The sequence below is a fragment of the Gordonia sp. VNK1 genome (assembly GCF_040049135.1).
Classification (GTDB): Bacteria; Actinomycetota; Actinomycetes; order Mycobacteriales; family Mycobacteriaceae; genus Gordonia; species Gordonia oleivorans.
Genome location: NZ_JBDZDJ010000009.1, coordinates 58,601 through 74,849 on the forward strand (window position 1 = coordinate 58,601; position 16,249 = coordinate 74,849).

General features: G+C 67.6%; 16 protein-coding genes and 1 pseudogene. 13 read left to right on the plus strand and 4 right to left on the minus strand.

Annotated features, from left to right (window positions below):
- Positions 1-10 precede the first annotated feature (10 nt).
- From ABLE94_RS13135 to pknB, 6 genes are read left to right on the plus strand one after another with little or no spacing between them, the layout of a single operon-like run.
- Complete coding sequence (locus ABLE94_RS13135; RefSeq protein ID WP_348805400.1) at positions 11-475, plus strand: FHA domain-containing protein FhaB/FipA; 465 nt, start codon at positions 11-13, stop codon at positions 473-475.
- The gene (locus ABLE94_RS13140; RefSeq protein ID WP_348805401.1) at positions 472-2,010 is read left to right on the plus strand and encodes a PP2C family protein-serine/threonine phosphatase; all 1,539 of its coding nucleotides are present in this window, start codon (positions 472-474) and stop codon (positions 2,008-2,010) included. The genes ABLE94_RS13135 and ABLE94_RS13140 overlap by 4 nt, the downstream gene beginning before the upstream one ends.
- A complete protein-coding gene (locus ABLE94_RS13145) occupies positions 2,007-3,437 on the plus strand; it encodes an FtsW/RodA/SpoVE family cell cycle protein (RefSeq protein ID WP_348805402.1) in 1,431 nt (476 codons plus the stop codon). The genes ABLE94_RS13140 and ABLE94_RS13145 overlap by 4 nt, the downstream gene beginning before the upstream one ends.
- Positions 3,434-4,915: a penicillin-binding transpeptidase domain-containing protein gene (locus ABLE94_RS13150; RefSeq protein ID WP_348808953.1), complete on the plus strand. Its 1,482-nt coding sequence runs from the start codon at positions 3,434-3,436 to the stop codon at positions 4,913-4,915. Before ABLE94_RS13145 ends, ABLE94_RS13150 begins: the two co-directional genes overlap by 4 nt.
- Positions 4,912-6,270, plus strand: a complete 1,359-nt coding sequence (locus ABLE94_RS13155; RefSeq protein ID WP_348808954.1) for a protein kinase domain-containing protein — start codon at positions 4,912-4,914, stop codon at positions 6,268-6,270. The genes ABLE94_RS13150 and ABLE94_RS13155 overlap by 4 nt, the downstream gene beginning before the upstream one ends.
- Before the next feature lie 4 nt (positions 6,271-6,274).
- Positions 6,275-8,185 carry a Stk1 family PASTA domain-containing Ser/Thr kinase gene (pknB, locus tag ABLE94_RS13160; RefSeq protein ID WP_348808955.1) on the plus strand — a complete coding sequence of 637 codons (1,911 nt, stop codon included), beginning with the start codon at positions 6,275-6,277 and terminating at the stop codon, positions 8,183-8,185.
- A 20-nt stretch (positions 8,186-8,205) separates the two neighbouring features.
- On the opposite strand, the gene ABLE94_RS13165 is transcribed toward pknB, so the two are convergent.
- Positions 8,206-8,931: an aminodeoxychorismate/anthranilate synthase component II gene (locus ABLE94_RS13165; protein WP_348808956.1), complete on the minus strand. Its 726-nt coding sequence runs from the start codon at positions 8,929-8,931 to the stop codon at positions 8,206-8,208.
- A gap of 120 nt (positions 8,932-9,051) precedes the next feature.
- Between ABLE94_RS13165 and crgA the strand changes: the two genes are divergently transcribed.
- Both crgA and ABLE94_RS13175 read left to right on the plus strand, forming a co-directional pair.
- A complete protein-coding gene (gene crgA, locus ABLE94_RS13170; RefSeq protein ID WP_348805407.1) occupies positions 9,052-9,342 on the plus strand; it encodes a cell division protein CrgA in 291 nt (96 codons plus the stop codon).
- Between the two features lie 106 nt (positions 9,343-9,448).
- Positions 9,449-9,916: a PH domain-containing protein gene (locus ABLE94_RS13175; protein ID WP_348805408.1), complete on the plus strand. Its 468-nt coding sequence runs from the start codon at positions 9,449-9,451 to the stop codon at positions 9,914-9,916.
- A gap of 19 nt (positions 9,917-9,935) precedes the next feature.
- Here ABLE94_RS13175 and ABLE94_RS13180 read toward each other — a convergent pair whose 3' ends face one another.
- Together ABLE94_RS13180 and ABLE94_RS13185 are read right to left on the minus strand one after the other, a co-directional pair.
- Positions 9,936-10,859 (minus strand): rhomboid family intramembrane serine protease, encoded by a 924-nt coding sequence (locus ABLE94_RS13180; protein ID WP_425476201.1) that lies wholly within the window; start codon positions 10,857-10,859, stop codon positions 9,936-9,938.
- Entirely contained in the window at positions 10,856-11,377 is a 522-nt protein-coding gene (locus tag ABLE94_RS13185) for a peptidylprolyl isomerase (protein WP_348805410.1), read from the minus strand. The genes ABLE94_RS13180 and ABLE94_RS13185 overlap by 4 nt, the downstream gene beginning before the upstream one ends.
- Positions 11,378-11,452: 75 nt before the next feature.
- Between ABLE94_RS13185 and ABLE94_RS13190 the strand changes: the two genes are divergently transcribed.
- Together ABLE94_RS13190 and ABLE94_RS13195 are read left to right on the plus strand one after the other, a co-directional pair.
- Positions 11,453-11,695: a hypothetical protein gene (locus ABLE94_RS13190; protein WP_348808957.1), complete on the plus strand. Its 243-nt coding sequence runs from the start codon at positions 11,453-11,455 to the stop codon at positions 11,693-11,695.
- A 621-nt stretch (positions 11,696-12,316) separates the two neighbouring features.
- Positions 12,317-13,102, plus strand: coding sequence for a DUF4190 domain-containing protein (locus ABLE94_RS13195; protein ID WP_348808958.1), 786 nt, complete (start codon positions 12,317-12,319; stop codon positions 13,100-13,102).
- A gap of 206 nt (positions 13,103-13,308) precedes the next feature.
- Here the strand turns inward: ABLE94_RS13195 and ABLE94_RS13200 are convergent, their stop codons facing one another.
- Positions 13,309-13,530 (minus strand): hypothetical protein, encoded by a 222-nt coding sequence (locus ABLE94_RS13200; RefSeq protein ID WP_348805414.1) that lies wholly within the window; start codon positions 13,528-13,530, stop codon positions 13,309-13,311.
- Between ABLE94_RS13200 and ABLE94_RS13205 the strand changes: the two are divergent.
- From ABLE94_RS13205 to ABLE94_RS13215, 3 genes and pseudogenes are all read left to right on the plus strand, one after another.
- Positions 13,456-13,752: pseudogene (locus ABLE94_RS13205) on the plus strand (NUDIX domain-containing protein); the annotation flags it as partial. The gene ABLE94_RS13200 and the pseudogene ABLE94_RS13205 overlap by 75 nt on opposite strands.
- Before the next feature lie 22 nt (positions 13,753-13,774).
- Positions 13,775-15,097, plus strand: coding sequence for a protein kinase domain-containing protein (locus ABLE94_RS13210; protein WP_348805415.1), 1,323 nt, complete (start codon positions 13,775-13,777; stop codon positions 15,095-15,097).
- 71 nt (positions 15,098-15,168) lie between these two features.
- Positions 15,169-15,879 carry a cutinase family protein gene (locus ABLE94_RS13215; protein ID WP_348809035.1) on the plus strand — a complete coding sequence of 237 codons (711 nt, stop codon included), beginning with the start codon at positions 15,169-15,171 and terminating at the stop codon, positions 15,877-15,879.
- The last annotated feature ends 370 nt before the right edge of the window (positions 15,880-16,249 follow it).

Sequence of the window (16,249 nt, forward strand, 5' to 3'; positions counted from 1 at the left end):
GGATGACGACATGCAGGGGTTGGTGCTGCAACTGACCCGGCTGGGGTTCTTGATTCTGCTCTGGCTGTTCGTCTACGCCGTGATCCGTACCGTGCGTGCCGACATCGCGACCGCATCCGGTTCGCGGATGCCCCGGTTCCGTTCGAGTGGTGACAAGAACAGGGGCAAGCCGACGACCCGCGGGGCGGCGAAGTATCTGGTGGTGACGCAGGGCAACCTCGCCAACACCCGCATCACGCTGGGCACCCAACCGGTGCTGCTGGGTCGCGCCGACGACTCCACCCTCGTCCTCACCGACGATTACGCCTCAGAACGCCACGCACGCCTGTCCCGTCGGGGGGATGACTGGTATGTCGAAGACCTGGGCTCCACCAACGGCACCTACCTGGACCGGTCCAAGGTGACCACGGCGGTGAAGGTGCCGTTGTCCACGCCGATCCGCATCGGCAAGACCGTGATCGAGCTCCGCCCGTGACACTCGTATTGCGCTATATCGCGCGCAGCGACCAAGGTCTGGTCCGAGCCAACAACGAGGACTCCGCGTACGCGGGTCCGCGCCTGCTCGCCCTCGCCGACGGTATGGGTGGCCACGCCGCGGGTGAGGTGGCGAGCCGACTCGTCATCGAGGCGCTGCGCTCCCTCGACGACGACGACGCGAGCAGCGACCTGCTCGGCGCGCTCAATCACGCCACCCAGGTCGGTAACCACGCCATCGCCGCGCAGGTCGAGGAGAAACCCGAACTCGACGGCATGGGCACCACGCTCACCGCAATCCTGTTCGCGGGCAATCGAATTGGCCTCTGCCACATCGGCGACTCGCGCGGTTACCTCTACCGCGACGGGGAACTGACGCAGATCACCCGCGACGACACGTTCGTTCAGACCCTCGTCGACGAGGGGCGCATCACACCGGAGCAGGCACACACCCATCCGCAGCGCTCGCTGATCATGCGGGCATTGACCGGCGCCGAGGTCGAACCGACCCTGACCGTGCGGGAGGCCCGCGCCGGTGACCGCTACCTGCTGTGCAGCGACGGCTTGTCCGATGTGGTCAGCGAGGAGACCCTCGCCGAAACCCTCGGTTCGATCACCGACTACCGCGAATGTGCCGACCGCCTCATCGAGCTGGCGTTGCGCGGCGGCGGACCCGACAACGTCACCGTCGTCCTCGCCGACATCGTCGACACCGACTACGGCGACTCCCGGCCCATCGTCGGCGGCGCCGCCGGGCACGGCGCGGACGCCTACACCCCCGATCCCAAGACCGCGGCCGGCCGGGCCGCGGCCCTGCGCCCGCCCCTCGCGGCACCACAGCAACCGACGATCCTGCCCGATGAGGAACCGGTCGCTCGTCGCGGCCACAAGGGACGCTGGATCGCCGGTGCCGTCGCACTGCTCGTCGTGGCCGCCCTGCTCGCCGGTTTCTTCTTCATCCGCTCGTACCTGCATCGCACGTACTACGTCGGCGAACAGGACGGCAACGTCGTGGTGTTCCAGGGCTCGCCGGATTCGGTGCTGTTCTACACAGTCCAAAATCTGTCGCAGAAGGGCTGCATCGTCGATCCGGCGTCGAAGGACGCGGAGATCACGTTCATCCCCGCCGACAGCACCGATGCGTGCACCGAACTGAAGCTCGTCGACCTGCAGATGGCGTCGCAGAACGCGGTGCGTGATCACGGGATCTCCGGCATCTCGCTCGACGACATCCCGACCAGGACGTCCGAACTGGAACTCAAGGATCCGTGCCCGCCGGCCCCACCGGTCGAGGACAAGTCGACACCGGAACCCGCCACGCCGGGTGCTCCGGAGACCAGTGCGCCGACGGCCACCACCCCGCAGCAGGCGACGTTCTCGCCGGCGACGGCGGTTCCGGCACCCGCACCCGCGACGACCACACCCGATGCGTCCCCACCGAACGCGTCGTCACCGAGCGAATCGTCACCGGCGACCCCCGCCCCGCCGAGCACGACGCCGAACGAGCCACCGAACTGCCGCCAGGTTGGCGGATGACCCAGACCGCCGCCTCGACGCATGCGCCTGCCAGCCAGCCCGAGCAGTCCGGACGCACCGCCGAACTGGTGCTGCTCCTGTGTGCCATCGGGTTGGTGACGATTGCGCTGCTCATCGTCCAGAGCGCCCAGGGCGAGTCGCTGACCTGGGATATCGCCAAGTACGTCGCCGCGTACGTGGCACTGTTCGGTGCGGGGCACTTCGTGATCCGCCGCTATGCGCCTTACGCCGATCCGGTGTTCCTGCCGATCGTCGCGGTGCTCAACGGGCTCGGTCTGGTGCTGATTCACCGGCTCGACCTCGGCTCCGGCAACACCGGTGAGTCGATCAATCCGACCACCCGCACCAACAACGCCGACCAGCAGTTGCTGTGGGCGTTCCTGGGGATGATCGCGTTCGCCGCCATCCTGATCCTCATCCGCGATCACCGGACGCTCTCCCGGTACGCCTACACCCTCGGCCTCGGTGGCCTGATCTTCCTCGCGATCCCGGCGATCCTGCCGTCGTCGCTGTCGGAGATCAACGGCTCCAAGATCTGGATTCGCACCCCGTTCTTCAACATTCAGCCCGGCGAGTTCTCCAAGATTCTGATCATCATCTTCGCCGCGGCGTTCCTGGTGTCCAAACGAGACCTGTTCACCACCGCGGGCAAACACTTCCTCGGCACCGACTTCCCCCGGGCCCGCGACCTCGGGCCCCTGCTGGTGGCGTGGGCACTGGCGATCGCGGTCCTGGCGTTCGAGTCGGATCTGGGTACCTCACTGCTGATCTTCACCACGGTCCTGACCATGGTGTACGTCGCCACCGAACGGGTCAGCTGGCTGGTGCTGGGCCTGAGCCTGTTCGCCGTCGGGGCGATCGTCGCCTACAACCTTTTCAGTCACCTGCAGATACGCGTCGCGGTCTGGCGCGATCCGTTCGCCGACTTCTACGACACCGGCTACCAGATCGGCCAGAGCCTGTTCGGGCTGGCCACCGGCGGACTGTTCGGCACCGGACTCGGATCGGGGCGGCCCAACGCGGTGCCGTTCGCCAACACCGACTTCATCATCTCGACCATCGGTGAAGAACTCGGCCTGTTCGGTCTGGCCGCGATCCTGATGCTGTACCTGATCTTCGTCATGCGCGGTCTGCGCACCGGCGTCGCCGTGCGGGACAGCTTCGGCAAACTGCTGGCCACCGGCCTGGCGTTCACCATCGCCGTGCAGATCTTCGTGGTGGTCGGCGGCGTCACCAAACTGATCCCGCTGACCGGTCTGACCACACCGTTCCTCTCCTACGGCGGTTCGTCGCTGCTGGCCAACTACGTGCTCGTCGCCCTGCTCATCCGCGTCTCCAACGCGGCCCGCGAACCCGATCCCACCAAACGGCGGCCGTCACCGAAGTCGGTGGAGTCGCTGCCGACGCGGGCGGTGAAGAAGGCGTGAACACACCGATCCGCCGGGTGTCGATGGCCGTCGTCGTGCTCATCGTCATCCTGCTGGCCAACGCCACCTACGTGCAGGTCATCAAGGCCGACTCGCTGCGCAACGACACCCGCAACGACCGTGTGCTGCTCGACGAGTATTCCCGGCAGCGCGGTGCGATCATCGCCGGCGGGCAGGTCATCGCCATGTCGGAGGCCACCGACAGCCGCTACAAGTACCTGCGGCGGTATCCGCTGAACCCGCGGGCCTTCGCGCCGATCACCGGCTACTACTCGATCCAGTACGGCTCGGCGGGACTCGAGCAGTACGAGAACTCGATCCTGACCGGCAACGACGACCGCCTCTTCGGTCAGCGGTTCACCGACATGTTCTCCGGGCGTGACCCGCGGGGCGGCAACGTGCTCACGACCGTCGACCCGCGACTGCAGCAGGTCGCCTACGACCAGATGAACAGCGGCGCCACCTGCGACGGCCCGTGCCGCGGCGCGGTCGTCGCGCTGGAACCGAGCACCGGCAAGATCCTGGCGATGGTCTCCACCCCCAGCTACGACCCGAATCTGCTGTCCAGCCACGACCAGACCACCCGGGAGGCTGCGTGGGCGGTCGACACCGGACCGGACAAGCGACTGCAGAACCGGGCGACCGAGGAGATCTACGCCCCCGGTTCGACCTTCAAGATCGTGACGGCGGCGACCGCGTTGCGTGACGGCCTGTCGCCGAATGTGCAACTGAGCGGTGCGCCCGGTTTCCGCCTGCCCGACAGCAACGCCACGCTGCCGAACTACGGCGGGGAGACGTGTCCGGGCGGCGGCACCGTGACGCTGACCGACGCGATCCGCTACTCGTGCAACACCGCCTTCGCCGATCTGATGCTCAACAAGGTCGACGACGGGACCGCCAAGCTCAAGGAGACCGCGAGCCTGTTCGGCCTGGATCAGCCGGCGCCGAACATCCCGATGCCGGTGGTGCGCTCGACGGTCGGGCCGATTTCCGACAGGGCGTCGCTGGCGCTGTCGGCGATCGGCCAGAAGGATGTCGCGATGACCGCCCTGCAGAACGCGATGGTCGCCTCGACCGTCGCGAATGCGGGTGTGCGCATGCAGCCCTACCTCGTCGACAAACTGCAGTCGGCGGACCTGCGTACCCTCTATACGACCCCACCGACGAGCATCAACTCGCCGGTCACCGCGCAACAGGCAGCCGACCTGACGACGATGATGGTCGCCTCGGAGAACAACTCGAATTCCTCGAGTGGTTCAGTGCAGATCGCGTCGAAGACGGGTACCGCCGAGCACGGTGATCGGGAGACCAGCACGCCCTACACGTGGTACATCGCCTTCGGGCCGTCCAATGACGCGAAGATCGCGGTGGCCGTCGTGGTGGAGAATGGGAAGTTCGGTGTGGGTTCGGTCGGTAATACTGTCGCCGGACCCATCGGCCGAGCGGTGATCAATGCGTATGTAGGAGGTGGACGATGACGTTGCAGAACGGCTCCATCATCGCCGACCGCTATCGGCTGATGCGTCTCATCGCCACCGGCGGTATGGGACAGGTCTGGGAAGCGCTCGACACGCGGCTCAATCGCCGGGTCGCGGTCAAGGTGCTCAAGGCGGAGTACTCCGACGACCCCGAGTTCGCCGCACGGTTCCGCACCGAGGCGCAGACCACCGCCAAGCTGAACAATCCGGGCATCGCGAACGTCTTCGACTACGGCGAGACCGCCGATCGTGGTGGCGGCACCCTGGCGTATCTGGTGATGGAACTCGTCGACGGTGAACCGCTCAACGCCGTGATCTCGCGGATGGGCCGGCTGTCGGTGACCAACACCCTCGACATGCTCGAGCAGACCGGCCGCGCGCTGCAGGCCGCGCACAGTCAGGGCCTGGTGCACCGCGACGTCAAGCCCGGCAACATCCTCATCACACCCACCGGCCAGGTGAAGATCACCGACTTCGGCATCGCCAAGGCCGTCGACGCCGCACCGGTGACGCAGACCGGCATGGTGATGGGCACCGCCCAGTACATCTCCCCGGAACAGGCCACCGGCGACGACGCGACCGCGGCGTCGGATGTGTACTCGCTGGGCGTCGTCGGCTACGAGGCCCTGGTGGGTCGTCGACCGTTCCTCGGTGACGGCGCCATCACGGTGGCGATGAAGCACATCCGGGAAACCCCGCCGCCGCTGCCGGAGGCGATTCCGGCCAACGTCCGTGAACTCATCGACATCACCATGTCGAAGGATCCGAAGCAGCGCTATCCCAACGGCGGCGCCTTCGCCGACGCGGTGGCCGCGGTGCGGGCCGGTCATCGTCCGCCGCGGCCCGGTGCCGCGGGTGCCGCCGGCGCGGCAGCGGCGGGGGCCGCACTCGGTGCCGGGGCAGCGGCCGCGGCGCGTCCGTCCACCCGCGCGATGAGCGGCGGCACCACGGCTGCGGCCACACCCACCCAGCCCCCTCGGACCGCGGCGGCGGCGACCTCCGACAGCGGATGGACCACCGGGCAGAAGGTGCTCGCCGGGGTGGCCGCAGCGTTGCTGGTCGGTGCGATCGCGCTGATCGGCTACTACTTCGCCAGCGCCAACGACGACACACCGAGCACGCCGCTGCCGTCGTCGACGACGGTCACCGAGACCACCACCGAGCGGACCACGCAGACCACCGATGAGACGACGGAGGAGACCACCACCCGTCGTCCCACGCGGACCACCACCACCGAAGAGACCACCACCGAGGAGACCACGACCCCGCCCACCCAGACGACCGAGACGCCGACGACGACCGACCCCGGGGCGGCGACCGGAACCGGCCCGTTCTGTCCGCCGATCTGCTTCTGAGCGCATGATGAGCACCCCACATCACCTCTCCGACCGCTACGAACTGGGCGAGACGCTCGGTTTCGGTGGCATGTCCGAGGTGCATTACGCCCGCGACCTGCTGCTCAACCGGGACGTCGCGATCAAGGTGCTGCGCGCCGACCTGGCCCGCGACCCGTCGTTCTATCTGCGGTTCCGCCGGGAGGCGCAGAACGCCGCCAAGCTCAATCACCCGACCATCGTGCAGGTCTTCGACACCGGTGAGGCCGAGACCGAGGACGGTCCGCTGCCGTTCATCGTGATGGAGTACGTCGACGGTGAGACCCTGCGGGATGTGTTGCGCCGCAACGGGCCGGTGGCCCCGCGGCAGGCGATGACGTGGATGGCCGACGTGGCCGCGGCGATGGACTTCTCACATCGCAACGGCATCGTGCACCGGGACATGAAGCCCGCCAACGTGATGATCGACTCGTCCGGGGCGGTCAAGGTGATGGACTTCGGCATCGCCCGCGCCATCAACGACTCCACGTCGACGATGACGCAGACCAGTGCGGTGATGGGCACCGCCCAGTACCTCTCCCCCGAGCAGGCCCGCGGCATCAAGGTGGATCCGCGCAGCGACATCTACTCGATGGGCTGCGTGCTGTTCGAGCTGCTCACCGGCGAGCCGCCGTTCACCGGTGACTCCCCCGTCGCCGTCGCCCACCAGCATGTCCACGAGGACCCGCGGTGGCCGTCGGAGGTGCGCCCGGAGATCCCCCCGGAACTCGACTCCATCGTCATGAAGGCGATGAGCAAGAACAAGGACAACCGCTACCAGTCGGCGGCGGAACTGCGTTCGGACCTGATCAAGGTGCTCGCCGGTGGGAAGCCGTCGGCGCCGCTGCTGATGAGCGAGGACGACCGCAACTCCCTGCTCGACTCGGGTCCGCGGCGGGCCCTGCGCGCCGACTCGGGCCGCGTCCCGGTCACCGGCAAGCACAGCGCCGACGACCCGCCGTCGCGGCGTCGCTCCCCGTGGCTCATCGGGGGTTCGGTGGCGGCGGTCGCGGTCCTGCTGCTCGGGTTGCTGCTGTGGTGGGCGCCGTGGGCGTCGGACAGCGCCGCGCAGAAGGTGGCCGTGCCCGCGGTGTCGGGACTGTCTGCGGCCGATGCGCGCACCGCCCTGGAGCGGGCCGGGTTCACGGTGAACCAGGTCGACGAATCGAGTGAGACCGTCGACGCGGGCAGTGCCACCCGCTCGGTGCCCGGCGCGAACGTGCCGACCGCGGAAGGGTCGACGGTTCAGCTGTTCATCTCCAGCGGACGGCAACGCCAGCGGGTTCCCGACGTGCGCAACAAGACCGAGGCCGAGGCCGTCGCGATGCTCAAGGACGACGGTTTCACCAACGTCCGGGTGGACAAGGTGGATTCGCGGAACATCGCCGAGGGGCGGGTCGTCGACACCAATCCGGCGATCGGCACCGACGCGCCGATCCGGGATCCGCTGGTCGTGCGCGTCAGTACCGGCCCGAAGGAGGTGACCGTTCCCAGCCTGGTCGGCCAATTCGAGTCGGCCGCCCGCTCCGAACTGGAGCAGCTCGGTCTCGAGGTCGCCGTCGTGGAGGGTGACTCGGATCTGCCGCAGGGCCAGGTGGTCAACGCCTCACCCACCAGCGGGACGACCGTCGAGCAGGGATCGACGGTGCAGCTGACGATCTCCCGCGGCAACATGATCGTCGTACCCAACCTGTCCGGACAGACCGTCGATCAGGCCCGATCCACGCTGCAGCGGGCCGGCTGGAACGGGACCCTGACGCAGACGACGCGCAATGTGGCGCTGGGCAGCCCCGACGACGGCAAGGTGCTCTCCCAGAGTCCGGGGAACGGGGCCAAGCTCCTCAAGAACGGTTCGGTTTCCGTCGTGGTGGGACGCGCGAGTCTGCTGCCCGGCTGATCCGGTGATCCCGGCGTTCGTCAGCCGAAGTGCGCGCTGAGCGTGGGCCCGATCGCCTCGGCCATCTCCGCCTCCAGCGCCCGCACCGCGGACTCGTCGATCGTGATGCCGCAGATCGTCAGCCAGTTGGCCAGCATGCGATGACCGCCCTGGGTGAGCACGCTCTCGGGATGGAACTGCACGCCATGGATCGGCAGCTCGCGATGCTGCAGACCCATCACGATGCCCGACTCGGTGCGACCGGTGACGACGAGGTCGTCGGGGATGGTCTCGGGCAGCACGGTCAGCGAGTGATACCGGGTCGCGGTGAACGGATCCGGCAGTCCCCGCAGTACGCCGACCTGATCGTGGAACACCTTCGATGTCTTCCCGTGCAGCAGTTCCGGTGCGCGGTCGACGGTCCCGCCGAACGCCGCCCCGATGGCCTGGTGGCCCAGACACACCCCGAGCAGCGGGATCCCGCCGTCGGCGGCCACCCCGACCAGCGGCATCGTCGCACCGGCACGCTGCGGGGTTCCCGGGCCCGGGCTCAACAGCACACCGTCGAAGCCGGCGACCGCGGCCCGCAGTGACTCGTCGGTGAACGCGCCCTCGTCGTCGGTGAGACGAGGGTCGTCGTTGCGCCACACCGTCGCCTCGACGCCGAGCTGGCCGAGGTACTGCACCAGGTTGTAGACGAAGCTGTCGTAGTTGTCGATGACGAGTATGCGGCCGGTCGACGACGACACAGGTGTTGGGCTGGTCATCTGTGTGAGATTACCCGCCCTCCTTCACCCGTCTCGTGGCACCGACCTGGTGCGATACCGTAGAGGGCAAACGTGTACGTCCTCTTGACGTACACGTCGCCAGTACAACGCGAGGAAGTCATGCCGAAGTCAAAAGTCCGGAAGAAGACCGATTACACCATCAACCCGGCCAGCCGCACGCCGGTCAAGGTGAAGGTCGGTCCCTCCAGCAGCATCTACGTCGGCGTCATGCTCGGTCTCATGCTGCTCGGGCTGGCCTGGCTGATCGTGTACTACCTCGCGGCGAGCGCCACCACCTACGGCGGCGAGGGCCAGGCCCTGCACTGGATGGCCAACCTCGGTGCGTGGAACTTCCTGATCGGCTTCGCGCTGATGGTCGCCGGCCTGTTGATGACCATGCGGTGGCGCTGACACGGACCACCGAGAAACCGCATCTGTGCTGGTCACAGCGGTTTTCAGGTTATCCACACTGTGTAAATTACATGTGTGTAAGTCATCCCCACTGTGAGTAAGTCCTGTGGATAACTCTGCCGATTCCTCCACACGTGCGTGGGCGACGCCCATGCCCGCGGTCGCCGCGCTGCTGGTCGGCGGCGCCGCGCTGCTGCTGTGTGCGATCCTCGTCTCCACCGATGCGGCGGGTCGCACGATCATGGCGATCGCCGGGGCGATGCTCCTCGGATTCGGGGCCTACGCGGCCCTGATCCGGCCGCGCCTGTCGGTGACGTCCGGTCCGTCGCCGACGCTGACGATCCGGCGGATCGGTGGGGAGATCACCCTGACTCCCGCCGAGGTGGAACGCATCCGGATTCTCTCGATGCGGCGGATCGGTCGGCGCTCGGGCCAGCTGGAGATCGATTACGGCCCGGCGGACTCCGAACCCAAGCTGATCGTGTTCAGCCGCTGGGATCTGGGCGCCGACCTACTCGACGTCGTCGACGCCCTGGCCGACGCGGGCTATCCGGTGGAGGATTCTCCACGCTGATGCCGTATGAGCGGCCGTCTCAGCGGATGTAGACCATGATCGGGCCGCTGTAGGTGACGGCGACGATCACGCTGATGGCGATCGCCGTGACCAACAACAGGGCGGCGCCCGACCAGCCGACGATGTTCGCAGCCGACTCGGATCGACCCGACGCCGGCAGCAGCCGGGGGGCGAAGATGAAGGCGGCCGTCGCCGCGGCGCCGAAGATCAGGCCGCCGACGTGGGCGGCCATCGAGATGCCGGGGATGGTGAACGACATGACGAGGTTGATCGCGATGATCGTCAGCACCGGCGCGGGCGATATCCGCAGGCGCAGGACCACCACGAGCATCGCGCCCATCAGGCCGTAGATCGCGCCGGAGGCGCCCGCCGATCGGGTCTCGTTGCCCTGCAGCAGCATCACCGCAGCGCTGCCGCCGAACAGAGCAATCATGTACACCATGACGAAACGCCCTATGCCCAAAGCGATTTCGAGGTCACGACCCAGGATGTACAGGGACACCATGTTCACCGCGAGGTGGATCAGGCTGTAGTGCAGGAAACCGGCGGTGAGCAGTCTCCAGTACTCGCCGAGGATGACGTTGCCGCGGACGAGTTCGCCGTGCAGCAGCGGGGCGGAGATCTGCACGTCGAAGGAACCCGCCGCGTACACGGTGTAGGCGAACACCGCGACGTTGATCGCGATCAGGGTGTAGGTGGCGATGGGGCGCCGTGCCGTGCGGACGCGGGCGACGACGGGCCGCACCCCGCGGTCGCCGAAGCCGGGCCGCGTCACCTGCTGCGTTCCCTGATCGCGGACGCAGTCGACGCAATGCGCACCGACCGCGGCCGGTCGCAGGCACTCCGGACAGGCCGGCCGCCCGCACCGCGTGCAGGACAACGCGGTGGGGCGGTCTGGATGTCGGTAGCAGACCGCCGTCGGACCGGCGGTGGGGATGGTCAGGCGACCTCGATCTTCTCGATGACCACGGCGTCGAGCGGACGATCGGAGCGGTCGGTGGAGGTGGTGGCGATAGCGTCGACCACCTGCTGCGACGCGGGATCGGTGATCTCACCGAAGATGGTGTGCCGGCGGTTCAGGTGCGGGGTGGGGCCGACGGTGATGAAGAACTGCGATCCGTTGGTGCCCGGTCCGGCGTTGGCCATCGCCAGCAGGTAGGGGCGGTCGAACTGCAGTTCCGGGTGGAATTCGTCCTTGAAGCGGTACCCCGGTCCACCGCGACCGGTGCCGGTGGGATCGCCGCCCTGGATCATGAAGCCCTCGATGACCCGGTGGAAGACCGAACCGTCGAAGAACGGACCGGAGTTTCCGCCCGAGGCGTTGGGTTCGCTGTACTCCTTGGTGCCCTCGGCGAGACCGACGAAGTTGGCCACGGTCTCGGGTGCGTGATTGCCGAACAGGTCGACCTTGATGTCGCCGCGATTGGTGTGAATGATTGCGGTCTGTGTTGATGTGCTCACACACCCATCCAACCAAATCGTGACGACGTGGTGGGCGACTAGCACCGGACGTTTCCACCTGGCACCCTGTGGGGCATGTCGAAGAAGTACGTGTTGTTGCTCGTCGGGGCGGCGGTGGCCGCGGTGTCCACCACCGTCGGGGCTGTCATCCTCCTCCGACGCAGTCGCACCGAGATCCCGCCGGTGTCGGCAACCGTGCCGCGGGTGGAGGACTTCGCCCGCGACGACGCCGTGGACTCCGTGGCGCCCGACGCCGGCGCCCAGACGCCCGATATCTCGACCGACGGTTCGGCCAACGGTTCGGCCGAGGCGTCCTGAGGGTAATTTGGACCGGTGAGTTCCGACGACAGCCGCCCCCCGGGCGAGCCTCGCCCCGATGGCGCCTCGAGCGACGATGCGCGCGGCGGATCGTCGGCGTCCGGGTCCAGTGGATCCACCGGCGGCTGGTCGGTGCCCGGATCCGGTGACTCCCCGACGCGGACGCCGAGTGCCGGCCCGACGTCGAGCGAATCGTCACCATCGATCCCCCGGCCGAGTACTGGTGGCGCGACCACCGGAGACGAGGGCACCGGCGCGGCGTCCGCACCATGGGAACGCCCGCCCACCGCGCCGCTGAGCGGCTCCAATCCCTCGCTGCGGGTTCCGCGGCCGAGTGCGCCGCCCGCCCCGTCCGGTTCAGCCCCGTCCGGTCCGGTGCCGCCGGGTGCTGCGGGAAACGTGTCCTCTCCGCGTGGTCGGCCGGCGCCGGGTACTTCTGCGCCGGGTCCTTCTGCGCCCGGTACTCCTCCGCCGTCGACGGCGCCCGGGTCGTCGAACCCACGGTTGCCGGTGGCCGATGCCGATGTCCCGCCCCGCCCGGATCGGATGTCGTCGACGGGCCAGGGACCGCGACCCCCACAAGCGTTGGGCGGCACCGGTTCCGGACCTCGTCCGGCGCCGATGTCCACCACCGGTCAGGGCCCGCGTCCGGGCGTGCCGTCGACGACGGGGCAGGGCCCACGACCGGGCCCCGGGGTGCCGTCGACCACCGGCCAGGGCCCGCGTCCGGGGTGGCGTGGTGGCCCGCCACCCGGCGCACGCCCCGGTGCGGGCACACGGATGCCGCCGCCACCCGGACGGCGACCACCGCCCGGCGCACCGATCCCGCCCGGTGCACGTCGACCCGGCCCGCCGCCCGGTGTTGCCGGCCCGCAGCGCCCACCGGGTGTCCCCGTCGGCGAGCCGTCGGAAACCCAGAAGGCGACCGACGCGAACAACCCCGCACAGAACAATCCCGCACCGAGCAATCCCGGGAATCCGGCGCTGGCGTACTCGGCTGTCACCGAGAAGACCCCCGCCGATCCGATCGCGGGGGCGCCCGAACCGCGGCCGGCCGCGGAGACCACCGCGGCGCCGTCACTGTCCAAGGAGTCGCCCGTGTCCGGGCAGGGAACCAGCACGCGCCGTCCCGGCGCGCCCGCACGACCCGCTAAGTCGGGGGCGGCACCGAGGTCCGGTCCCACTCCGGGGACCAACACCCTGGCCATCTGGGCGATGGTGCTGTCGGTGCTGGGATGTGTGTCGCCGGTCGGGCTGTACCTCGGATACCGTGCACGCGGCCAGATCCGTCGGACTCGCCAGTACGGCGAGGCCTTCGCTCAGGTCGCGATCGTCGTCGGTTGGGCGTACATCGTCGCAGCGGTCGTCGCCATCATCGCGTATGTCTTGTTGCTCGTCCTTCGTTGAGCAAGCTGCGGTTGATGGTTCGACGATCGTGTCATCCGACCCGACGACAGGCTGCGTGAACTTCGGATCGGTCTATCGCGAATTTGTTTGTGATGCGACATTACCGATTGTGGACCAAGGACTTCTCGCGCGATAACGGCGCTGAGGCAATACCCGTCAATTCCGGCTGTTCGTATTCGTAAATGTCGTTCTGGATGATAAAAATCTCACATGGTCAGGGCACCGATTCCGACGTGGACCTTTGTGGTCGTGATCGCGCGTCTCGGTGACAGGTTTCTGCTCATCCACGAACGCAACATGGGCAGACCTGGTACTTTCCTGCGGGCCGAGTCGAGGCCGGGGAAGCCCTCACCGACGCCGCCCTGCGGGAGACGCGGGAGGAATCCGGCGTCGACGTCGTCCTGGAAGGCGTGGTCGGAGCGGTCCACACTCCCACACCCAACGGTGATGCGCGTCTGCGGGTCATTTACACCGCTCGGCCAGTAGGTAATGCGCAGCCGCGCACCTATCCGAACGAAGAGTCCCTGGGCGCTGGGTGGTTCACCTTCGACGAGCTCAGCGAACTCCCACTGCGCAGTCCCGACGTCGGTGACCTGGCCCGGCACCTGCTCGACGGTGGCGGTGTCTACCCGCTGTCGCTCGTCGGTTGACTCCCCGAGCCACTCTCGGATCATGTCCCTGAAGCCCGGAGACGAGTTCGCCACCTACCGGGTCTTGTCCCAGATAGGTGCCGGCGGGATGGGCAAGGTCTATCAGGTCGAACACATGTATCTCGGGCGACGCCAGGCCCTCAAGACCATCGCCGACCTCGTGGTCGCGGATCCGACCATGGAACGACGCTTCGTCAACGAAGCGCGTGCGGCGGCGGGCCTGTCCCATCGATCGATCATCGCCATCTACGACTTCGGCATCACCGACGGCACCCCGTGGTTCACCATGCCACTGATCGAGGGAGACGATCTCGAGCAGGAACACCTCACCCCGGCCGATGTCGCGACGGTGGTGTCGTCGGTGGCCGCCGGCCTCGATTATGCCCACCGCCACGGTGTCGTCCACCGCGACATCAAACCCGGCAACATCATGGTCACCCGCGGCACCGATGGTCAGATCGCCGACGTCACGATCCTCGACTTCGGAATCGCGCGGCTGGAGTCCACACGGCTGACCGCGGCCGGCATCGTCGTCGGGACGCGCGCCTACGTATCACCGGAGGTCATCGAGGGAGACCCGGCGACCGGACTGTCGGATCAGTACTCCCTTGCGGTTACCGCGTTCGAACTGCTGACCGGCGAACTGCCGTTTCCGGGGCGATCGCCACTCGCCCTCGCGGCCCGGTCCGGTGAACTCCCGCCCCTGATCAGCTCGCGCCGACCCGATCTGGCCCACGCCGATCCCGTCCTGGCGAGGGCGATGGCGGTCGACCCCGCATCGCGGTTCACCGACTGCGGCACCTTCGCAACCGCGCTGTCCGACGCGCTACGGGGCCCGGCGGCACACCAGAGGCCGAGCACGCGGACCACCGAGCCCTCGGCCGACTTCCCGGCACCGGCACGACAAGCCCTCAGAACCTGGACCACCGTCTGCGTCGTCGTCCGCTTCGGTGAACACGTCCTGCTCGTTCGCTCCCGGCACGGGGCACACAGCTGGGGATTCCCGTCGGGGTGTGTGGCACCCGGTGAATCGGTTCCCGACGCGGCCGTGCGACATTGCTGGGAGGAGTCCGGCCTGCGCGTTGGTCTCGAAGGCGTTCTGCGCCTTGACCATTCGATCGACGACAGGGGTGAACCGCACTTCGTCACGGTGTTTGCCGCCCGCGCTCTGGACCACCGCGTCCATCCCCGGAAGGCGCCGAATGGTCACTCTCTCGGTGCCGAATGGTTCACCCTGGAACAGGCGTCGCATCTCGCGACGCATGGCCTCGGGGTCGTGACCACGATCAGTGCGGTTCTTGCCGGAACGCGGGTGTTCCCGCTGTCGCTGCTGGCCGGGCCCTGACCGTATCGGCGACGGCGGATCTGGCTCATGGCCTCCACACCAGTGACCTGTCCCGTAGCATCGGCTTCATGATCAGACGTCCACTTCTGATTTTGTCCGGCCTGGCCATGGTGGTGGCCGGCGCGCTTCTCGGTCCCGCACCTCAGGCTGCGGCGGCTCCCAACTGTCCCGATGTCGAGGTCGTATTCGCCCGCGGCACCGTTGAAACCGCACCTCCTGTCGGCGTCACCGGCGAATCGTTCGTCGCAGCGCTACGTAATCAGCTTCCCGGTCAATCGGTGGCTGTCTACGGCGTGAACTATCCGGCAGGCAGTAACTTCAACAATCGCGTCGCCTTCGTCGAAGGTGTGGTGAAGGGTGTCAACGACACCCAGCGGCGCGTCAACTACCTGGCTTCGGCCTGTCCGTCCACGGACATCGTCGTCGGCGGGTACTCACAGGGCGGGGTCGTCGCGACCTACGCCCTGGGGAACAAGATCCAACTCGAACCCCAGTATCAGCAGTACGAGGACCGGGTGCCGCCGGCGTTGAGTCCCGACGTCGCGTCGCACGTCAAGGCCGTCGTACTGTTCGCTCCGCCGTCGGAGCAATGGATTCGGCAGGTCGGTGCCCCACCGATGAATGTCGGTCCGCTCTACGCGCGCAAGACGAAGAGTTACTGCATCGCCGGTGACGTCGTCTGTGACGGTGCACCCGTGGGGCAACCCAACGGGCTGCACGTGCTGTACGCCGTCAACGGCATGACCGTCGACGCCGCGCAGTACGTCACCGCGCGCCGCTAGACCTCCCCTGACCAAACCAGTCCACCCCTCGCCGTCGGCGGGGGGTGGACGTGTCTTCCCTGCGCCACGCGCTGAATGTGGGTGGTGTTGGTAAATGTGGGTGGTACAGCAGCAGCGTTGTCGCGCACGACCCAGATTGAGGTTGGGGTGGACGAGGTGGGTGAGGCATGTTTGGAATTGGTCCTGGACCAGCGCGGGCACAGGTCTCCTGGCGCTGTCCCGCACCGCCTTGCCCGCTCTTTGGCACCCACGGGCAGGCGGGGGCGCGTCATACTTCTCAAAAGTTATGACTCCAGGATCACTCGGGCCAGTCTGATCCATACTTACGCATAATTAGTCCATGGAGTCACGCGTACTGATCGCAGGTGGA

Bases quoted from the DNA above. Each gene is read 5' to 3' on its own strand.
- ABLE94_RS13135 (WP_348805400.1), top strand. From the start codon at position 11: ATGCAGGGGTTGGTGCTGCAACTGACCCGGCTGGGGTTCTTGATTCTG.
- ABLE94_RS13145 (WP_348805402.1), top strand. From the start codon at position 2,007: ATGACCCAGACCGCCGCCTCGACGCATGCGCCTGCCAGCCAGCCCGAG.
- ABLE94_RS13155 (WP_348808954.1), top strand. From the start codon at position 4,912: ATGACGTTGCAGAACGGCTCCATCATCGCCGACCGCTATCGGCTGATG.
- pknB (WP_348808955.1), top strand. From the start codon at position 6,275: ATGATGAGCACCCCACATCACCTCTCCGACCGCTACGAACTGGGCGAG.
- ABLE94_RS13165 (WP_348808956.1), bottom strand. From the start codon at position 8,931: ATGACCAGCCCAACACCTGTGTCGTCGTCGACCGGCCGCATACTCGTC.
- crgA (WP_348805407.1), top strand. From the start codon at position 9,052: ATGCCGAAGTCAAAAGTCCGGAAGAAGACCGATTACACCATCAACCCG.
- ABLE94_RS13190 (WP_348808957.1), top strand. From the start codon at position 11,453: ATGTCGAAGAAGTACGTGTTGTTGCTCGTCGGGGCGGCGGTGGCCGCG.
- ABLE94_RS13195 (WP_348808958.1), top strand. From the start codon at position 12,317: ATGTCCACCACCGGTCAGGGCCCGCGTCCGGGCGTGCCGTCGACGACG.
- ABLE94_RS13210 (WP_348805415.1), top strand. From the start codon at position 13,775: ATGTCCCTGAAGCCCGGAGACGAGTTCGCCACCTACCGGGTCTTGTCC.